We start from the raw sequence: 16,813 nt of genomic DNA, 5'->3' as shown, positions 1-16,813 counted from the left end.
GGAGGCGGGCGCTCGTAGACTGGGGGCATGCCTCCGATCGTGCACGGATTCGACTGGCCCGATCGCGTCGTCGTGGGGACCGTCGGCTCACCCGGCTCGCGCTCCTTCTACCTCCAGGCCAAGACCGGGCCCCGCGTGGTCAGCGTCGGCCTCGAGAAGCAGCAGTCGGCCCTCCTCGCCGAGAAGATCGACGAGATCCTCGACCAGCTGATGACCGCCCAGGGCAACCCGGTCAGCGTCCCCGCCGGCACTCCCCCGGAGCTCGTCGACAACGACCCCCTCGACCAGCCCGTGGAGCCCGAGTTCCGCGTCGGCGGTCTCAGCCTCGGCTGGGACCCGTCCACCGCGCAGATCGTGATCGAGGCCTACCCGCTGACCGAGGCGGAGGACGACTCCGAGGAGGAGCCCGAGCCCACCGAGATGCTGCAGGTGAAGATCCCGGTCGGGACGGCGCGCGCCTTCGCGAAGCGCACCCTCGAGGTCGTCGGCGCCGGACGTCCGCTCTGCCCCCGCTGCGGCGAGCCGATGGATCCCGACGGGCACGACTGCCCGCCCGCATGAGCGACCCGGGCGGGCTCGACGGCGAGCTGGAGCTGGCCGGCCGGATCACGATCGCCTCGAACGCGACGTTCCTCGCGCAGCTCGGCGAGACGTCCGTCGTCTACAAGCCGATCTCGGGCGAGAAGCCGCTGTGGGACTTCCCGGACGGCGTGCTCGCGGGCCGCGAGGTCGCCGCCTACCTCGTCTCGGAGGCGCTCGGCTGGAACGTGGTGCCGCGCACGTGGCTCCGCGACGGTCCGCTCGGGCCGGGCATGGTCCAGCTCTGGCAGGACATCGATCCGGACCAGGACGCGGTCGACCTGGTGCCCGCCGACGCCGTGCCCGACGGATGGCGGCACGTCCTCGACGGCAGCGACGAGGAGGACCGCGACATCTCCCTCGTGCACGAGGACTCGACGGCGCTGCGCCGGATGGCCGTGTTCGACGTGGTCGCCAACAACGCGGACCGGAAGGGCGGACACGTGCTCGCGCTGCCCGACGGCCACCGCTACGGGGTCGACCACGGCCTCACCTTCCACTCCGAGCACAAGCTGCGCACGGTCCTCTGGGGCTGGATCGGCGAACCGCTGCTCGAGGAGGAGCTGACGGCGCTGGCGCTCCTGCGCGCGCAGATCGACGGACCGCTCGGCGAGGCGCTCTCGGAGCTGCTCACCGAGGACGAGGTCGCCGCGTTCGCGAAGCGCTGCGAGCGGCTCGGCTCCTTCGGCCGCTTCCCGGGCCCGCGGGGCGGGATGCCCGCGGTGCCCTGGCCGCTGTTCTGAGCCGGGGGCGGTCGGAGATCAGGACGAACGCCGCAGGAGCGACGGGGACGCGCTGATCCTCAGGCGCGGGAGCGGGTCCCTCCTGCATCCTGAGGGGCTCAGAAGCTCCAGCCGCGGCCGAACAGCTCCTCGCCCGGCGCTCCGCCGCCTCCCGGACCCGCGCCGCGAGCGCCGAGGTAGGAGGAGACGACGGCCGCTCCCAGGTCCTCCGCCTCCGGGTTCACCACCGAGCCGCCGATCCGGCGGGCGAGCGAGTCGATGAAGCGCGCGAGGCCCGGGTCGTCGCCCAGGCGGAAGAACGTGGTGTGCGCGCCGAGGCGGAGCGACGCGTCGAGCTCGCGGACCGAGACGGCGACCGTCAGCGGGTCCGGCGGGTAGTCGAAGAAGATGCCGCCGTCGGGCTCGAGGTGCGCGGTCGGCTCGCCGTCGGTGACGATGAGCAGCACCGGCTGCGCATTCGGGTGCTTGCGGAAGTGCCGGTTGGCCAGCAGCAGCGCGTGGTGCAGGTTCGTGCCCTTGTCCCACTCCGCGTCCAGGCCCACCAGCTGCTCGACGTCCATCACCTCGGCGCGTCGGCCGAAGGCGACGAGCTGCAGCGCGTCTCCGCGGAACCGGCTGCTGATCAGGGTGTGCAGGGCGAGCGCGGTGCGCTTCATCGGCACCCAGCGGCCGTCCATCGCCATCGAGAACGACGTGTCGACGAGGAGCGCGACACAGGCCTGCGTGCGCGCCTCCGTCTCCTGCACCTCGACGTCGTCGATCAGGATGCGCACCCCCGAGCCGACCGGTCGGCCCTCGCCGGCGCTGCGGGTGAGGGCGTTGGTCACCGTGCGGGGGATGTCCCAGGCCTCGGTGTCGCCGAACTCCCACGAGCGCGTCGCTCCGGAGCGCTCGCCCGCCGCGCCCGCACGCCGGACGTCGCGGGCGCCCTGACGGCCGGAGACGGTCTCGGCGATGTCGCGCAGGAGCGCCTTGCCGAGCTGGCGCATGGCCTTCGGGCTGAGGGCGAGGCGGCCGTCGGAGCCGCGGCGCAGGGTCCCGGAGTCGCGCAGGGCCCGCTCCAGGCGCTTCAGCGTCTGCGCGTCGACGGAGGCGTCCTCGCCGAGGCGCTTCGCCAGCAGGTCGAGGTCGAGGTCGTCGAGGGAGGAGCGGTCCGTCTGCGCGAGCTGGTCGGCGAGGGCGTCGAGGTCGGCCAGCTCCTGGAACACGCCCGTCCCGTCGCCGAGGCCGAGCCCCTGCTCGCCGTCCATCCGCTCGGAGCCGCCCCAGTCCTCGCCGGGACGGAGCCCCCGCAGGGTCTCGTCGAGGCGGCCGAGCGACTGCATGAGCTCCGGCGTGCCGAAGGCCTCCTGGGCGAGGGCGTCGAGCTCGGCGCGCTGCTCGGCGGTCATCGAGTTGCGCATCCGCTGGGCCGCCGCCGCGCGGGCGGCGAGCGCGTCGATCAGCTCGTCCACCGATTCCGGGCCCTCGGGGAAGTACTCGCCGTGCTGCTCCATGAAGGCGTCGAACTGCTCGGGGGTGTCCTCCCCGCGCGCGTGCGCCTCGAGCAGCTCGTTCAGGTCGCGGAGCATCGCGTCGATCGCGGCGCGGTCCTCGTCGCTCGCGTTCTCGAGGGCCTGCTTCATCCCCTCGAAGCGCTGATCGAGCATCTCGCGGCCCAGGAGCTCGCGGATCCGCTCGAAGTCGGCGCGCGCCTCGGGGCTCTGCCAGCGGTAGTCGCGGAGCTCCGAGACGGCCGCGGCCGGTGAGGGCGGGAGGCTGTCGAGCTGGATCTCTGCGAGCGCGCGGTCGCCGTCGTCCATCTGCGTGTCGCTGGCGAGCTGCTTGCGCTCGGCGAGGACGGCCTTGTCGAGGAGCTCGCGGATCTCGCGGAGCGTGCCGTCGAGGTTGTTCCTCTGCGTGAGCTCGCGACGCCGCTCGGCGACGCGGGCGGCCAGGTCGTCCAGGCCCTCGCGGTCGCGGGTGCCCCGGCGGAGGAACTCGCGCAGGGCGCGCTCGGGCGAGGTGCCGCCCATCACGTCCTCGCCGATCGCGTCGAGGGCCTCCTTCAGGTCGACCGGAGGAGCGAGCGGATCGGGTCCCCCGTCGTACTTCGCGTAGCGCGCGTCGCGCTTCAGCCGCCGGTTGCCGCGCGGAGCATCAGCCATAGACGGCCTCGCCCCCGCCCGTCTCCTTGCTCAGCTTGCGCGAGAGGTAGAGGCCCTCGAGGGCGAGCTCGACCGCTCCGGCGCGGCGCCCCTCCCCCACGGCGTCGAGGCGCTCGGCGACCTCGTCGTACACGCGGGCCTCGCCCAGCAGCGGCAGGCCGGCCAGGAACTCGCGGGCGGTCACCTGCTCGCCGGTCGTGATCATCGCGCCGTTCTCGACCGCCTCGACGAGCGGCCCGAGGTCGACGCCGCGCAGGTGGGCGCGGACGGTCTCGGCGGTGGCCTGACGGAGCAGGTGGTCGAGGATCTCGTCCTCGCGGCCCTCCTCCCCCGACTCGAACTCGATCTTGCCGCCGAGCACGTCGACGGCGGTCTCGAGGTCGATGGGGCGGGCGACCGCCTCCTCCTCGCCGCGGCGGGTGGCGCGGTGCAGGGCGGCGGCGGCGATCGTCTCGGCGCCGGCGATGGCGAAGCGGGCGCTGACACCGCTGCGCTGGTCGACGGAGCTCGACTCGCGCAGGGCCCGCGTGAAGCGGGCGAGGATCTCGATGAGCGCGTCGGGCACGGTCGCGACGAGGTCCGCCTCCTGCCGGATGACGGCGACCTCGTCGACGAGGGCGGTCGGGTAGTGGGTGCGGATCTCGGCGCCGAAGCGGTCCTTCAGCGGCGTGATGATCCGGCCGCGGTTCGTGTAGTCCTCCGGGTTCGCGCTCGCGACGACGAGGACGTCGAGGGGGAGGCGGAGGACGTAGCCGCGGATCTGGATGTCGCGCTCCTCCATCACGTTGAGCATGGCGACCTGGATCCGCTCGGCGAGGTCCGGCAGTTCGTTGATCGCGACGATGCCGCGGTGGCTGCGCGGGATGAGGCCGAAGTGGATGGTCTCCGGGTCGCCCAGGCTGCGGCCCTCGGCCACCTTCATCGGGTCGACGTCGCCGATGAGGTCGGCGACGCTGGTGTCGGGCGTGGCCAGCTTCTCGACGTAGCGCTCCTCGCGGGGCTTCCAGGCGACGGGCAGGTCCTCGCCCAGCTCCTCCGCTCGGCGGCGGCTCTCCGTGGTGATCGGCTCGTAGGGGTGCTCGCCGAGCTCGGACCCCGCGATGACGGGCGTCCACTCGTCGAGCAGGCCGACGAGGGTGCGCAGGAGGCGGGTCTTGCCCTGGCCGCGCTCGCCCAGCAGGACGATGTCGTGGCCGGCGATGACGGCGCGCTCGACCTGCGGGATGACCGTCTCGGCGAAGCCGTGCAGGCCCGGCCAGGGGTCGCGGCCCTCGCGCAGAGCATCGAGCAGGTTGTCGCGGATCTCGGTGCGGAGGCTCTTCTGCACGTGCCCGGAGGCACGGAGCTGGCCGAGGGTCTGGGTCGTCGGGCGCATCACCTCGGCAACGCTACGCCGCAGGTCCGACACGTGGTGGAGGTGCGGCGGATTCGCGGCGCGGGCTTGCGCGGGGGCCGCGCCGCGGACGGCTCAGCGCTCGAGGCGAGGGGCGGCGGCGAGCAGGCGGCGCGTGTACTCCTCCTGCGGTACGGCGAGGAGCGACGTGGCCGGCCCCGCCTCGACGATCCGACCCTCGCGCATCACGGCGATGCGATCGCTCATGTGCGCGATCACGCCGAGGTCGTGCGAGATGAGGAGGAGGGCGAGGCCGTGACGGCGCTGCAGGTCGTCGAGCAGGTCGAGGATCTGCGCCTGCACCGACACGTCGAGGGCCGAGACGGGCTCGTCGCAGATCAGCACGTCGGGGCGCGTCGCCAGCGCCCGGGCGATCGAGACGCGCTGGCGCTGACCGCCGGAGAGGGTCCGCGGCGAGCGCCGCTCCAGGGCGGGGTCGAGCCCCACGCTCTCGAGCAGCGCGGGCACGGAGGCGGCGCCGGCGTCGCGGAGGAGGCGGCCGACGCTCCAGCGCGGGTCGAACGAGGAGAGACTGTCCTGGTAGACGGCGCCGATCCGCGGGCGGCGGGGACGGCGGGAGCGCTCGGTCGCTGCCGACCACGGCTCGCCGAACAGCTCGACGGCGCCCTCGTCCGGACGCCGCAGCGCCAGCACGAGCCGGGCCACCGTGCTCTTGCCCGACCCGGACTCGCCGACGAGCCCGACGGTCTCGCCGCGCCGCAGCCGGAGGTCGACGTCGTCGACCGCGACCCGCACTCCTCCACCGGGCAGCGGGAAGCGGGCGGCGAGTCCGCGGGCCGCGACCACGACCTCCCCGGGGGTCTCGGGCGGAGTCGCCGGTGCGGTCGGGTCGGTGAGCCGGGAGCCGCGCGGTCGCCCGGCGGGGACGGCGGCCACGAGCGCGCGGGCCTCGGGGCTGCGGGGCGCGCGCAGCACCTCGGCCGCGGTCCCCTCCTCCACCACGCGGCCGTCGGCCAGCACGAGGATGCGGTCGGCGAGGCCCGCCACCACCGCGAGGTCGTGCGAGACCAGGACGAGCGCCCGGCCGCGCGCCTTCTGCTCGGCGAAGAGCTCGAGCACGCGGGCCTGGACGGTGACGTCGAGCGCGGTGGTCGGCTCGTCGGCGACGAGCAGCGGCGGATCGAGCGCCACGGCCGCCGCGAGGAGGGCGCGCTGGCGGAGCCCGCCGGAGAGGTCGCCCGAGCGCTCCCGCATCCGCTCGGCCGGCTCCGGCATGCCGACGCTCGCCAGGGCCTCGACCGTCCGCTGCGCCCGCTCGGCCGCGGGGAGGCGGCCGTGGAGGCGGAGCACGTCGCCGATCTCGCGGCCGATCGGGCGCAGCGGGTCGAGCGAGAGCAGCGCGTCCTGCGGGACGAAGCCGACGGATCCGCCGCGCAGCCGCCGCAGCTCCCGCTCGCCCGCTCCGACCACCTCGGTCCCGCCGACGCGGACGCTCCCGGTCACGGCGCCTCCGCTCAGCCCCAGCAGCGCTCGCGCGGTGACGCTCTTGCCGGACCCGGACTCGCCGACGATCGCGACGCACTCCCCCGGGTCCACGCGGAACGAGACCCCGTGCACCACCTCGACTCCGTCGAAGGCGACCCGGAGCCCCTCGACGACGACCGCGCTCACCGCGCACCCCGCAGACGCCCGCCGAGGATCGTCGTCGCGATCGTGGTCAGCACGATCGCCAGTCCTGGGAACACGGTCAGCCACCACGCGCTCGCGAGGTAGGTGCGGCCCGCCGAGAGCATCGCGCCCCACTCCGGCGCGGGCGGCTCGGCGCCCAGGCCCAGGTAGCTGAGGGCCGAGGCCCAGACGATCGCCTGGCCGACGCCGAGGGTCGCCAGCACGGCGAGCGGCCCGAAGGTGTTGGGGAGGACGTGCCGGACGAGGATGCGGACGGGTCCGTGCCCCAGCACGCGCGCCGCCTCGACGTAGCCGGAGTCGCGGATGCCGAGCAGCTGCGTGCGCAGGATGCGGGCGTACCCCGGCGCGGTCGAGAGGCCGACCGCGATGGTGGCGGGGACGACTCCGGGACCCGTGACCACGATCACGAGCAGCGCGAGCAGGAGCGCGGGGAAGGCGAAGAGCACCTCGAGCACGCGGCCGATCACGCCGTCGACGACGCGGCCGCCGAACGCCGCGACCACCCCGAGCACCGCGCCGAGGACGAGGCCGATCGCGGTGGCGCTGGCGCCGATCAGGAGGGACGCGCCGGCCCCCGCGATGAGGCGGCTGAGGACGTCCCGACCGGACTCGTCGGTGCCGAGCAGGTGCGCGGCACCCGGTGGGGTGAAGGCGTCGCGCGGAGCGACGGCGAGCGGATCGGAGGGGGCGAGCAGCCCGGGCGCGACGGCGGCGAGCAGGAGCAGCACGACGAAGAACGCGGCCAGCACCTCGCCGGCGCGGAGGCGGGAGGGACCCCGGCGGAGCGGGCGGGCGGCGCGCAGCTCGAGCTCGCTCACGCGACCGCCTCCCGCCGGGCCAGCCGCGGGTCGATCACGCGGTTCAGCAGATCGGTGGCGAGGGTCACGACGATGTACGCCAGCGCCGTGACCAGCACGACACCCGTCACCACCGGCACGTCACGGACCGTCACCGCCGCAAGCAGAGTCCGGCCGAGCCCCGGCCTCGCGAAGATCGTCTCGACCACCACGGCCCCGCCGATCAGGTAGCCGAACGCCCAGCCCGAGAGCGAGACCCCCGGCAGCACCGCGTGGCGCAGGGCGTGGCGGGCGCGGACGCCGAGCTCGCCCTCGCCGCGCGCCCGAGCGGCGAGCACGAACGGCGACTCCAGCGCGTCGAGGAGGGAGCGGCGCATCACCTGGCCGAGGAAGCCCGCCAGCGGGATCGCGAGGGTCAGCGTCGGCAGCACCAGCCCGGCGGGCGACCCGGTGCTCACGGGGGGCAGCCAGCGCAGCGCGGTCGCGAAGACGGCGATCAGCACGGTCGCCAGCCAGAAGTGCGGGAGCGCGGCCGCCGTGAGCTCGAGGCCGGACCCGATCGCGGCGGCGAGCCGTCCGCCCCGGGTCGACCAGAGGGCGGTCGTGAGCGCGAGGATCCATGCGGCGGTGAGCGCGAGCACGGCGAGCAGGAGGGTGCCGGGCAGCTGCTCGCCGAGGATTTGCGCGACGGGAGTGCGCAGGGAGTAGGAGGTGCCGAGGTCGCCGCGCGCGAGCCTGCCGAGCTGCACCAGGTACTGCACGAGGAGCGGCTGGTCGAGGCCGTACTGCTCCCGCACCGCGGCGAGCGCCTCGGGAGACGCCTGCGAGCCCGGACCGCCGAGGATCGCCTGCGCCGGATCGCCGGGGACGAGGCGGATGAGGACGAAGACGGCGGTCGCGACGGCCCAGAGCACCACGAGGGCGCCGCCGAGGCGGAGGAGCGCGCGGCGGATCATGCGGGCGGGCGTCCTCTCTGGTCGGGGCGGTGGAGGGGGGCGTCGTCGAGGTCCGTTCCCTCCGGAGCACGCGATGCGCGACCGACGGCGGCTACTCGACCAGCATGGAGGACGGACCCCTGCTGATCGAGCAGCCCGCGGAGCGGGCGCATCGAGATCCGCCCGTCCCGATCGCGGGGTCTCGGTGCGCCGCCGCGGCGACTACTCGACCGGCATGCGTCCGCTCTTCGATCGGTGCAGGCGGCTCTCCGGGGCCGGGTCAGACCCAGGCGTCGGCGAACCAGGGGGTCGACACGGTGTCGAGGGCGACGAGGCCCTGGACGGCCGACCGGTGCAGGTAGTGGTTCTGCTGGTCGTAGAGCGGCAGGATCCAGTAGCCCTCGAGGACGATCCGCTGCGCCTGCTCGTACAGGTCGGCGCGGGCGTCCTCGTCGGTGGTGGCGCTCGCCTGCTCGAGCAGCGAGTCGAGCGCGGGGTCGGCGATCTGCGCGTGGTTGGCGAAGTAGCCGCTCGGCGCGGGGGTGATGCCCGAGGAGGAGTAGAGGATCCGCAGCACGTCGGGTCCGACCTTCGTGTACGGGGCGCTCACCAGCTCGTACTCGTTCGACGCGAGCGCGGTGTACCAGCTCGACAGGTCGAGCAGGCTGATCCGCACGTCGAAGCCGAGGGTCTTCGCCGATGCCTGGATCTGCTCGAACAGCGACTGCTCGGCCGGGATCGACTGGTTGGTGCTGACGGGGAAGCGCAGCGTCAGCGGCGTGCCGTCCTTCTCGCGGATGCCGTCGCCGTCCGAGTCCACCCAGCCGGCCTTCTCGAGCAGGTCCTCGGCGGCGGCCGTCTCGGAGTCGGGCCCGGCGTCCTCGAAGAGCGACGGGTCGGAGTACGCGGTCGCCTCGCGGCTGGACAGCGGGGAATAGGAGCGCTCGGCGGTGCCGAAGAAGAGGGAGTCGATCGCGTCGTTCACGCCGACGCCGCGGACGAACGCCTCGCGGACGGACTCGTCGTCGAACGGCGCCTGCCCGGAGTTGAGCTCGAGGCGGTTGACCGAGCCGGGCCGGGGCGCGTCGAGCTCGACGAGGTCGGTGGCTCCGGTCGCGGCCTTCAGAGTGTCGGGCTGGGCGTTGTCGAGCACGTCGACCTCGCCCGACTGCAGCGCCGCGTAGCGGGTGGCGGAGTCGGGGATGAAGCGCCAGGTGATGCTCGCCAGGTGCGCGGGGCCCTCGTGGCCGTCCCCGGTCGGGCCGGTCGACGCGTCGTAGGCCTCGTTGCGGGTGAGGGTCACGTGGTCCTGCTTGACCCACTCCGAGACGGTGAAGGGGCCGGTGCCGACGGGCGCCTCGCAGTTCGCCTCCTCGCCGCGGGCGATGCCGGCGGGCGACTCGATCGCGGTCCACGGCTGCGCGAGCGACTCGAGCAGCGCACTGTCCGGCGCGGTCAGGGTGAAGCGGGCGACGGTCGGCGAGACCGCGGTGACGGAGGCGACCTTCGCCACGGCGAGGTAGCCGGTGGAGGACTTGGTCGCCGGGTCCTGCAGGTGCGCGATGTTCGCGGCGACCGCCTCCGCGTCGAGGGCGGTGCCGTCGGTGAAGGTCGCGCCCTCGCGCAGGGTGAAGTCGTAGCTGAGCGCGTCGTCCGAGACGGTCCACGACTCGGCCAGCCACGGCGTGATGGTGCCGTCGGCGTCGCGCGAGACGAGCGACTCGAGCACCTGTGTCGCGAGGAGCGCCTGCGGGTAGTTGCCGCCGACGTGCGGGTCGAGGCAGGTGGGCTCGGCGTCGCCGGACGCGTAGGTGAGGGTCCCGCCGTCGACGGGGGTGCTGGAGGCGTCGGGCGTCTCGGCGGTGCAGCCGCTGAGCAGGAGCGCGGCGGCCGCGACGGCGGCGGGGAGGGCGAGGAGGCGGGAGCGCAGCGGCATGACGTCTTTCGTGGAGGGGTCGGGGGTGCACGCGTTTCTTGGACGCGACCCAGGAAACGCTAGCAGGGCGTGGAGGCGGCGGGCGGGGATCGCTCGGATCCGTGGAGGAGCGCCCGGATCCCGCGCTGGGGAGGGACGAACCGCGCTGTCAGAGGCCCCTGATGCGCCGGGCGGTCGAGAAGGGCCTCCGCTCTCCTACTGTCGACGCATGACCTCCGCCGTGCTCGCCCTCCTGTTCGGCTCCGCCGTCGCCCTCGTGGGCCTCGTGCCCTGGGCCGCCCTGCAGTACCGGCGCCGCGGCGTCCTCGGGATCGGCAACGCGGTGCTGGCCTTCGCCGCCGTGGTCTACGCGCTCGCCCTCGTCACCTACACGCTCCTCCCCCTGCCCGACGAGGCGACGGTCGCCGCCGCCTGCCGCACCGGATCGGGTCCGCAGCTGCGCCTGTTCGCCTTCGTCGCGGACATCGCGAAGGAGGGCGGGATCGACGGGCCCCGCGCGCTGCTGACGAACCCCGCGTCCGCGCAGGTGCTCCTGAACGTGGTCTTCTTCGTCCCCCTCGGGATGCTCGTCCGCCACCTCGCTCTGCGCGGGCGCCTCGTCGCCGGGCTGATCGGCGGCACCGTCGCCGGCTTCGCCGTCTCGCTCCTCATCGAGGTCACGCAGCTCACCGGCGACTGGTTCCTCTACCCGTGCGCCTACCGGCTCTTCGACGTCGACGACCTGCTGGCCAACACGGCCGGCGCCCTGCTCGGCACCCTCCTCTCCCCCGCCCTCCTCCTCTTCACCCGCCGGACCGAGGGCGCGGTGCCGGAGCTGGCCCGCCCGGTCACGATCCGCCGCCGCGCGTTCGGCATGTTCTGCGACGTTCTCGCGCTGAGCCTCATCACGGGCGCGCTCGTCTCGATCACCGGGGTCGGCCTCGTGCTCGCGGGGGTGGACACGCGCTCGAGCCCCGGGGACGTGGTTCTCGGCGCCCTGCCGTTCGTCGCTCCGCTGCTCCAGCTGGTGATCGTGCTGCGGTCCGGACGGACCCTCGGCGAGACCGTGGTGCGCCTGCGTCCCGAGCCGCGACCGCTCCTCTGGCAGCGGCTCGTGCGCTGGGCGGCGGGATCGGGCGGCTGGTCGACCCTGCTCGCCGTCGAGGGCGGGTTCTGGTCGCTGCTCGCCTTCGCCCTCGCGGCGGCCGCGATGATCGGCCTGGTCGCGTCACGGGGCCGCCGAGGGACGGCGAACGCGCTGGCTCGCCTCGACGTCGTGGACGAGCGGGCGGCGGCGCCGTCCGCCGTCCGGAAGACGGACTGAGAGGAGCCTGCCGGACGCCTGGGCGAGCCTCCGATCAGACCGCCGCGCGGAGCCCCTCGACAAGGTCGTGCTGCGCCTCGCGGCCGGCCCGCGTGGGCACGAGCGGGTACACGTGGACCTGCCCGACGGCCTCGTGGAGCTCGAACGGGACCGCGGCGGCCGCCGCCCGCTCGGCCAGCACGTGGGCGTCCGGATTGAGGACGTCCCGCGTGCCGGTGAAGACGGTGAGGGGGCCGAGGCCCGCCAGGTCGCCGAACAGCGGGCTGACCACGGGATCGAGCAGGTCGAGGGCGCCGCGCCAGCTCTCGGCGAGGACGCGACCGCCCGGGGTGCCGAGCCAGGGATCGGTCGGCTGCACCTCGGGGATCCGCGGGTTGCTCCAGGAGAGGTCGAGCGCGGGCGAGACGAGGGTCGTGCGCGGCAGGACCACCCCCTCGTCACGCAGGGCGAGGGCCGTCGAGAGGGCGATCTGGCCGCCCGCCGAGTCGCCGGCGAGGCAGGTCGCCCCGTGCCGCTCAAGACTCCGCAGCACCAGGGCGCGGACACCGTCGCGCGCCTCGAGCGCCGTGCCGAAGGGCACGAGCGGGTAGATCGGGAGGGTCACCGCGACGGAGACCTCGTCGGCGATGCGGGCGGCGAGCCACCAGTGCTGGGGCGCGATCTCGTTCACCCAGCCGCCGCCGTGGACGTAGACGACGCCGCCGCGGATCACCCGCGGGCGGATCGTGTAGACCGGCCAGGAGCCGACCTGCTCCACGTCGACGCGCACGCCGGGCCGGAGGCGGGGCGGCGGGCCGTAGGAGGCGGGACGGAGCGCGCGCTCCCGGATGCGGCGACGGGCTCCCTCCGCGCTGACGAAGGTGCGGTTCGCACGGGCGAGCCGGAGCGCGAGCGGGACGAGGGCATCGGGGACGACGAGCGGCATCGCCCGAGCATCGCGCACCCCGGTGCGCGGCGGCTGGGCGGCGACGGGCTGCGCGGCTGCCGACTCTGGGGCGACGGACTCGGCCGCCACCGACGCGGCGTCGACGGACTCGGCCGCCGATCCACGGAGGTCGGAGGACGCGGCGCGGGCTCCGCGGACGGAGCGTCGGCACCCGCGGACGCAGCGTCGGAGACCGCGGTCGACGCCCGGGCACCCCGCGGACAGCACGACGGCCCGGCCCGTGGAGGGAGCCGGGCCGGGGCCGCCGGTCAGCGTGGTGCCTGCACGCCCGCGGAGCGCGGGTCGGCAGCGACCTCGCTGTCGCCGTGCGCTGCGGGTCAGCGGCGCGCGGCGGAGCGGCCGGCGAAGCGGGTGTAGACGAGCAGGACGATGATCGCTCCGATGATCGAGCCGATGATGCCGGCCGGCTGGAAGAAGCCGTCCATCGGGTCGTGCTGGAAGATCAGGAACCCGAGGAAGCCGCCGACGAACGAGCCGACGATGCCGAGCACGATGGTCATGCCGATGCTGATGCTCTGCTTCCCGGGGACGATGAGCCGGGCCAGCGCTCCTGCGATGAGTCCGACGACGATGAGGCTGATGATGAGACCGAGCATGGCGGTCGTCCTTCCGTTGTGCGGGTGGGGGCCCGCTGGTCGGTTCCGCGGTTGCGGGACCGGTGGCTACGCAACCACCCCGGAGGAGGCGGCGGTACACCCCTCGGGGTGTGCTCGCCCCGACGAGCCGTGCGGTAGCGTCCGACCATGACCCGCCGTGCGCCCCTCACCGTCGCGCTCGTCGACGACTACGACGTCGTCCTCACGGGCCTCGCGCACATGTTCGACCACTACCGCGATCGGGTGGTCGTCGCCGAGATCGACGCGAACGCCTCCCTCTCCGACCGGATCGACGTCGTCCTCTACGACTCGTTCGCCCAGCCGGAGTCGGACCACCACGAGATCGCGGAGCTGGTGCGCAACGAGCGGGCCGAGCACGTGGTCGTCTACACCTGGAACTTCGCGCCGACGCTCATCGCGGACGCCCTCGAGCAGGGCGTCCACGGCTACCTCTCCAAGACCCTGCCGGCGCGGGAGCTGGTGGCCGCGCTCGAGCGGGTGGCGGCGGGCGAGGTCGTCGTCAGCGATCCTCCACGGCGGGCGGGCAGCGCACCGGGCCTCGACTGGCCGGGCCGCCACGAGGGCATCACCGACCGGGAGTCGGAGATCCTCGCGCTCATCACGCAGGGCAAGAGCAACGCCGACGTCGCCGCCCTCACCTACCTCAGCCCCAACACGGTGAAGTCCTACATCCGCAGCGTCTACGGCAAGATCGGCGCGACCAGCCGCACGCAGGCCGTCCTCTGGGGCGTCGACCACGGCTTCACCCCCGACCACCACCGCATCGACCACTGGCTCGGCGGCCCCTGACCCGCGCCCGCGGCACGCCACTCCGGTACGCGACCCGCCGACGGACGCGCACCCGGGAGGCGTCTCGCGGGAGGGGGCGGGGGCGCACGCACCGCTACGGTGTGGCCATGCCCCTCGACCGCGCGCCGACCATCCGCGACGTCGCGGTGCGGGCCGGAGTGTCGTACCAGACGGTCTCGCGGGTGCTCAACGACAGCCCCCAGCTGCGGCCGCGCACCCGGGAGCGCGTGCTCGCCGCGATCGAGGACCTCGGCTTCCGCCCCAGCGCCGCCGCCCGCGCCCTGGCGACGAGCCGCTCCGGCCTGATCGGGATCCTCGCCGCCGAGAGCCACAGCTTCTACGGCACCGCCACCGCGATGGCCGCGATCGAGCAGGCGGCGCGCGACGCGGGCTACCGGGTCCCGGTCGTGAACGCGGCGCCGGACGCGGAGTCGCTGGCCGACGGTCTCGCCCACCTGCAGCGGGAGTCGGTGGAGGCGATCGTGGTCCTCGCCCCGCAGGAGCGCGCGCTGGAGGCGATCGAGAGCCTCGCGATCGGCGTCCCCTCGGTGACGCTCGGCGCGACGGACCGCGGCGCCGACTCCCTGCTCCTCGTCGACCAGGCGGCCGGAGCGCGACTGGCGACCGAGCACCTCGTCGGCCTCGGCCACACCCGCATCGCGCACCTCGCCGGTCCGCAGCACTGGGTGGAGGCGCAGGCGCGGCTCGAGGGCTTCGGCGCCGGGATGAGCGCGGCCGGCCTCGACCCTGTCGCCGTCGTGGAGGGCGACTGGAGCGCCGAGTCCGGCTACCGCGCCGGCCTCCGCCTCCTCGACTCCTCGCCCCGGCCGACCGCGGTGTTCGCCGGCAACGACCAGATGGCCCTCGGACTCCTGCACGCCTGCACCGAGCGGGGACTGCGCGTGCCCGAGGACCTCAGCGTCGTCGGCTTCGACGACGTCCCCGAGGCGGCGCACTACCAGCCGCCGCTGACCACCATCCGCCAGGACTTCGCGGAAGTCGGCCGCCGCACGATCGGCGTCGTGCTCGCGGAGCTGCGCGGCGAGGAGCCCGCCGTCGACCGCCCGGTGCCGCCGGTGCTGGTGGAGCGGGCGTCGACGGCTCAGGCCTGAGCAGCACCGGCCCCCGCCTCACCCCGCGTGCGGCAGCAGCACCTCCACGCGCCCCTCGCGCACCCGCGTCTCGAACCGCGGCTGCGGCGAGGTGGCCGGCCCCCGCAGCACCTCGCCGGTCTCGAGCGAGAAGGTGCTGCCGTGCCACGGGCAGGCGACGCACGCCTCCCCCGAGCCGTCCGCCGAGACCTCGCCCTCGTCGAGCGGGCCCGAGAGGTGGCTGCAGACGTTCGAGAGCACGTCGATCCGCTCGCCCCGCCGGAAGGCGAGCAGGGGGAGGCCCGCGACCTCCCTCCTCACCGGCGTGCGCTCCGGCAGGTCCGCCAGGGCGCCGAGCTCCTGCCAGCCGGAGGGGAAGCGGTGCGGCACGTCCTCCGCGTGGTTCGCCCCCGCCGCCTGCCGGTAGCTGAGGTGGCCGCCCAGGTAGCCGCCGCCTGACACTACGGCGAGCCCGAGCATCCCGAGCACCTTCCCGCTCGTGGTGCGCCCGCGGCGGCGCTGCACCCACGACGCGGCGTAGAGGCCCGTCGCGACCACGTTGGCCGCCGAGTGCACCAGCCCGACGCGGGTCTGCTGCTCGTGCAGCTCCGACCAGTCGGTGAAGCCGGAAGCGGCGGTCGGCAGGACGCTGATCACGCCGACGCCGACGAGGGTCCTCGCCGCGCGCTGGTTCCCCGGCAGCAGGTCGAGCACCGCCGCCGACACCCAGGCGCCGGTGGGCACGAGGACGAGCAGCGGATGGACGGGGTGGCCGACCGGGACGCCGTGCAGCACGTCCCGCACCGGCTGCGGCCGGACCACCGCGTTCACGGCCCGCTTCACCCGGCCGACGAGCGGATCGAGGGCGGCGGCGTTCTCGAGGCGGGTGACGAGTCTGACGAGTCTGATCTCACGCATGCCTCATGCGACCAAGCGGGCGGCCCCCGGCGGAAGGGGCTTGCGGCGGAGGAGGAGCAGTCGGACCCCGTCGGGCGGGCCCCTCGCTTGCCGACCCCGAGCCGTTTCGCCTACGCTGACCCGGGGCTTTGTGAACGGTCACATCGCCCGAGCGAGGAGCATGATGGACCAGCGCAGGCCCACCCCCGCCGACGTGATCACGAGCGGCGCCACCGCCCTCGGCATCGAGCTCGGCTCCACCCGGATCAAGGCGTGCCTGGTCGACGCGGCCGACCCGTCCGTGGTCCTCGCCGTCGGCAGCCACGAGTGGGAGAACCAGTTCGTCGACCGCCGTTGGACCTACTCCCTCGACGCCGTCCACGCGGGCCTCCAGGCCGCCTACGCGGACCTCGTCGCCGACGCCTCGTCGCGCCACGGCGTGCAGCTCTCCTCCGTCGGGGCGCTCGGCGTCTCGGCGATGATGCACGGCTACCTCCCCTTCGATGCGGACGGCGGGCTGCTCGTCCCCTTCCGCACCTGGCGCAACACCAGCACAGGCCCCGCGTCGGCCGAGCTCACCGAGCTGTTCGGCGCCAACATCCCGCTGCGCTGGTCGCTCGCGCACCTGCACCAGGCGGTCCTCGACTCCGAGCCGCACGTCGAGCGGATCGACTTCCTCACCACCCTCGCCGGCTACGTGCACTGGCGCCTCACCGGCGAGAAGGTCCTCGGAGTCGGCGACGCCTCCGGCATGGTCCCGACCGACCCGGCGACCCGCGACTACGACCAGCGTGTCGTCGACCTCTACGACGAGCGCGCGGCCGGCGCCGTGAAGCCCCTGCGCGAGCTGCTGCCCGCCGTGCTCCCCGCGGGCGCCGACGCCGGCTCGCTCACCGCCGAGGGCGCGCTCCTGCTCGACCCCACCGGCGCCCTCCGGCCCGGCGCCCGCGGGGAGCACGGCGGGCAGCAGCTCGCGCAGGGGCTTCACGG

General features: G+C 74.5%; 15 protein-coding genes. 6 read left to right on the top strand and 9 right to left on the bottom strand.

All coding sequences use genetic code 11. From position 1 onward, the window contains the following. The first annotated feature begins 27 nt into the window (after positions 1-27). Both C5D36_RS12750 and C5D36_RS12745 read left to right on the top strand, forming a co-directional pair. Positions 28-561, top strand: coding sequence for a DUF3090 domain-containing protein (locus tag C5D36_RS12750; RefSeq protein ID WP_104295979.1), 534 nt, complete (start codon positions 28-30; stop codon positions 559-561). Further along, a complete protein-coding gene (locus tag C5D36_RS12745) occupies positions 558-1,322 on the top strand; it encodes an SCO1664 family protein (protein ID WP_104226043.1) in 765 nt (254 codons plus the stop codon). Before C5D36_RS12750 ends, C5D36_RS12745 begins: the two co-directional genes overlap by 4 nt. 98 nt (positions 1,323-1,420) lie before the next feature. On the opposite strand, the gene C5D36_RS12740 is transcribed toward C5D36_RS12745, so the two are convergent. The 6 genes from C5D36_RS12740 to C5D36_RS12715 all read right to left on the bottom strand — a co-directional run bounded on the left by C5D36_RS12740 (position 1,421) and on the right by C5D36_RS12715 (position 10,180). Continuing rightward, positions 1,421-3,469, bottom strand: coding sequence for a VWA domain-containing protein (locus tag C5D36_RS12740; RefSeq protein ID WP_104295978.1), 2,049 nt, complete (start codon positions 3,467-3,469; stop codon positions 1,421-1,423). Continuing rightward, on the bottom strand, positions 3,462-4,844 hold the full coding sequence (locus C5D36_RS12735; RefSeq protein ID WP_104233651.1) for a magnesium chelatase: 1,383 nt from the start codon (positions 4,842-4,844) through the stop codon (positions 3,462-3,464). The genes C5D36_RS12740 and C5D36_RS12735 overlap by 8 nt, the downstream gene beginning before the upstream one ends. 93 nt (positions 4,845-4,937) lie before the next feature. Then, positions 4,938-6,494, bottom strand: coding sequence for an ABC transporter ATP-binding protein (locus tag C5D36_RS12730; RefSeq protein ID WP_104295977.1), 1,557 nt, complete (start codon positions 6,492-6,494; stop codon positions 4,938-4,940). Next, entirely contained in the window at positions 6,491-7,330 is an 840-nt protein-coding gene (locus C5D36_RS12725) for an ABC transporter permease (RefSeq protein WP_104295976.1), read from the bottom strand. The genes C5D36_RS12730 and C5D36_RS12725 overlap by 4 nt, the downstream gene beginning before the upstream one ends. Continuing rightward, on the bottom strand, positions 7,327-8,265 hold the full coding sequence (locus tag C5D36_RS12720; RefSeq protein ID WP_104295975.1) for an ABC transporter permease: 939 nt from the start codon (positions 8,263-8,265) through the stop codon (positions 7,327-7,329). Before C5D36_RS12720 ends, C5D36_RS12725 begins: the two co-directional genes overlap by 4 nt. A 259-nt stretch (positions 8,266-8,524) precedes the next feature. Then, positions 8,525-10,180, bottom strand: coding sequence for an ABC transporter substrate-binding protein (locus C5D36_RS12715; RefSeq protein WP_104295974.1), 1,656 nt, complete (start codon positions 10,178-10,180; stop codon positions 8,525-8,527). 208 nt (positions 10,181-10,388) lie between these two features. On the opposite strand from C5D36_RS12715, the gene C5D36_RS12710 reads away from it, so the two are divergent. After that, positions 10,389-11,483: a VanZ family protein gene (locus C5D36_RS12710; RefSeq protein ID WP_181072888.1), complete on the top strand. Its 1,095-nt coding sequence runs from the start codon at positions 10,389-10,391 to the stop codon at positions 11,481-11,483. Between the two features lie 34 nt (positions 11,484-11,517). Here C5D36_RS12710 and C5D36_RS12705 read toward each other — a convergent pair whose 3' ends face one another. Beyond that, on the bottom strand, positions 11,518-12,408 hold the full coding sequence (locus C5D36_RS12705) for an alpha/beta hydrolase fold domain-containing protein (RefSeq protein ID WP_104295999.1): 891 nt from the start codon (positions 12,406-12,408) through the stop codon (positions 11,518-11,520). Positions 12,409-12,746: 338 nt separating this feature from the next. Further along, positions 12,747-13,025: a GlsB/YeaQ/YmgE family stress response membrane protein gene (locus tag C5D36_RS12700; RefSeq protein WP_104225042.1), complete on the bottom strand. Its 279-nt coding sequence runs from the start codon at positions 13,023-13,025 to the stop codon at positions 12,747-12,749. Positions 13,026-13,172: 147 nt separating this feature from the next. Between C5D36_RS12700 and C5D36_RS12695 the strand changes: the two genes are divergently transcribed. After that, the gene (locus tag C5D36_RS12695; protein ID WP_104225041.1) at positions 13,173-13,835 is read left to right on the top strand and encodes a response regulator transcription factor; all 663 of its coding nucleotides are present in this window, start codon (positions 13,173-13,175) and stop codon (positions 13,833-13,835) included. Between the two features lie 107 nt (positions 13,836-13,942). Further along, a complete protein-coding gene (locus tag C5D36_RS12690; RefSeq protein WP_104225040.1) occupies positions 13,943-14,947 on the top strand; it encodes a LacI family DNA-binding transcriptional regulator in 1,005 nt (334 codons plus the stop codon). Between the two features lie 18 nt (positions 14,948-14,965). Here C5D36_RS12690 and C5D36_RS12685 read toward each other — a convergent pair whose 3' ends face one another. Then, positions 14,966-15,844 (bottom strand): Rieske 2Fe-2S domain-containing protein, encoded by an 879-nt coding sequence (locus C5D36_RS12685; RefSeq protein WP_104225039.1) that lies wholly within the window; start codon positions 15,842-15,844, stop codon positions 14,966-14,968. A gap of 160 nt (positions 15,845-16,004) precedes the next feature. Between C5D36_RS12685 and C5D36_RS12680 the strand changes: the two genes are divergently transcribed. Next, positions 16,005-16,813: FGGY family carbohydrate kinase (locus C5D36_RS12680; protein ID WP_374953779.1), on the top strand; the 809-nt coding region annotated here is incomplete at its 3' end.

It is taken from the genome of Rathayibacter sp. AY1C6 (assembly GCF_002931535.1).
In the GTDB taxonomy this organism is placed as follows: Bacteria; Actinomycetota; Actinomycetes; order Actinomycetales; family Microbacteriaceae; genus Rathayibacter.
The sequence above is the reverse complement of the archived record's forward strand: the minus strand, read 5'-3'. Positions and strand labels throughout refer to the sequence as shown.

What these genes read in the sequence shown, in the direction of transcription:
- C5D36_RS12750 (WP_104295979.1), top strand. Translation starts at nt 28, where the DNA reads ATGCCTCCGATCGTGCACGGATTCGACTGGCCCGATCGCGTCGTCGTG.
- C5D36_RS12745 (WP_104226043.1), top strand. Translation starts at nt 558, where the DNA reads ATGAGCGACCCGGGCGGGCTCGACGGCGAGCTGGAGCTGGCCGGCCGG.
- C5D36_RS12740 (WP_104295978.1), bottom strand. Translation starts at nt 3,469, where the DNA reads ATGGCTGATGCTCCGCGCGGCAACCGGCGGCTGAAGCGCGACGCGCGC.
- C5D36_RS12735 (WP_104233651.1), bottom strand. Translation starts at nt 4,844, where the DNA reads ATGCGCCCGACGACCCAGACCCTCGGCCAGCTCCGTGCCTCCGGGCAC.
- C5D36_RS12720 (WP_104295975.1), bottom strand. Translation starts at nt 8,265, where the DNA reads ATGATCCGCCGCGCGCTCCTCCGCCTCGGCGGCGCCCTCGTGGTGCTC.
- C5D36_RS12715 (WP_104295974.1), bottom strand. Translation starts at nt 10,180, where the DNA reads ATGCCGCTGCGCTCCCGCCTCCTCGCCCTCCCCGCCGCCGTCGCGGCC.
- C5D36_RS12710 (WP_181072888.1), top strand. Translation starts at nt 10,389, where the DNA reads ATGACCTCCGCCGTGCTCGCCCTCCTGTTCGGCTCCGCCGTCGCCCTC.
- C5D36_RS12705 (WP_104295999.1), bottom strand. Translation starts at nt 12,408, where the DNA reads ATGCCGCTCGTCGTCCCCGATGCCCTCGTCCCGCTCGCGCTCCGGCTC.
- C5D36_RS12700 (WP_104225042.1), bottom strand. Translation starts at nt 13,025, where the DNA reads ATGCTCGGTCTCATCATCAGCCTCATCGTCGTCGGACTCATCGCAGGA.
- C5D36_RS12695 (WP_104225041.1), top strand. Translation starts at nt 13,173, where the DNA reads ATGACCCGCCGTGCGCCCCTCACCGTCGCGCTCGTCGACGACTACGAC.
- C5D36_RS12690 (WP_104225040.1), top strand. Translation starts at nt 13,943, where the DNA reads ATGCCCCTCGACCGCGCGCCGACCATCCGCGACGTCGCGGTGCGGGCC.
- C5D36_RS12685 (WP_104225039.1), bottom strand. Translation starts at nt 15,844, where the DNA reads ATGCGTGAGATCAGACTCGTCAGACTCGTCACCCGCCTCGAGAACGCC.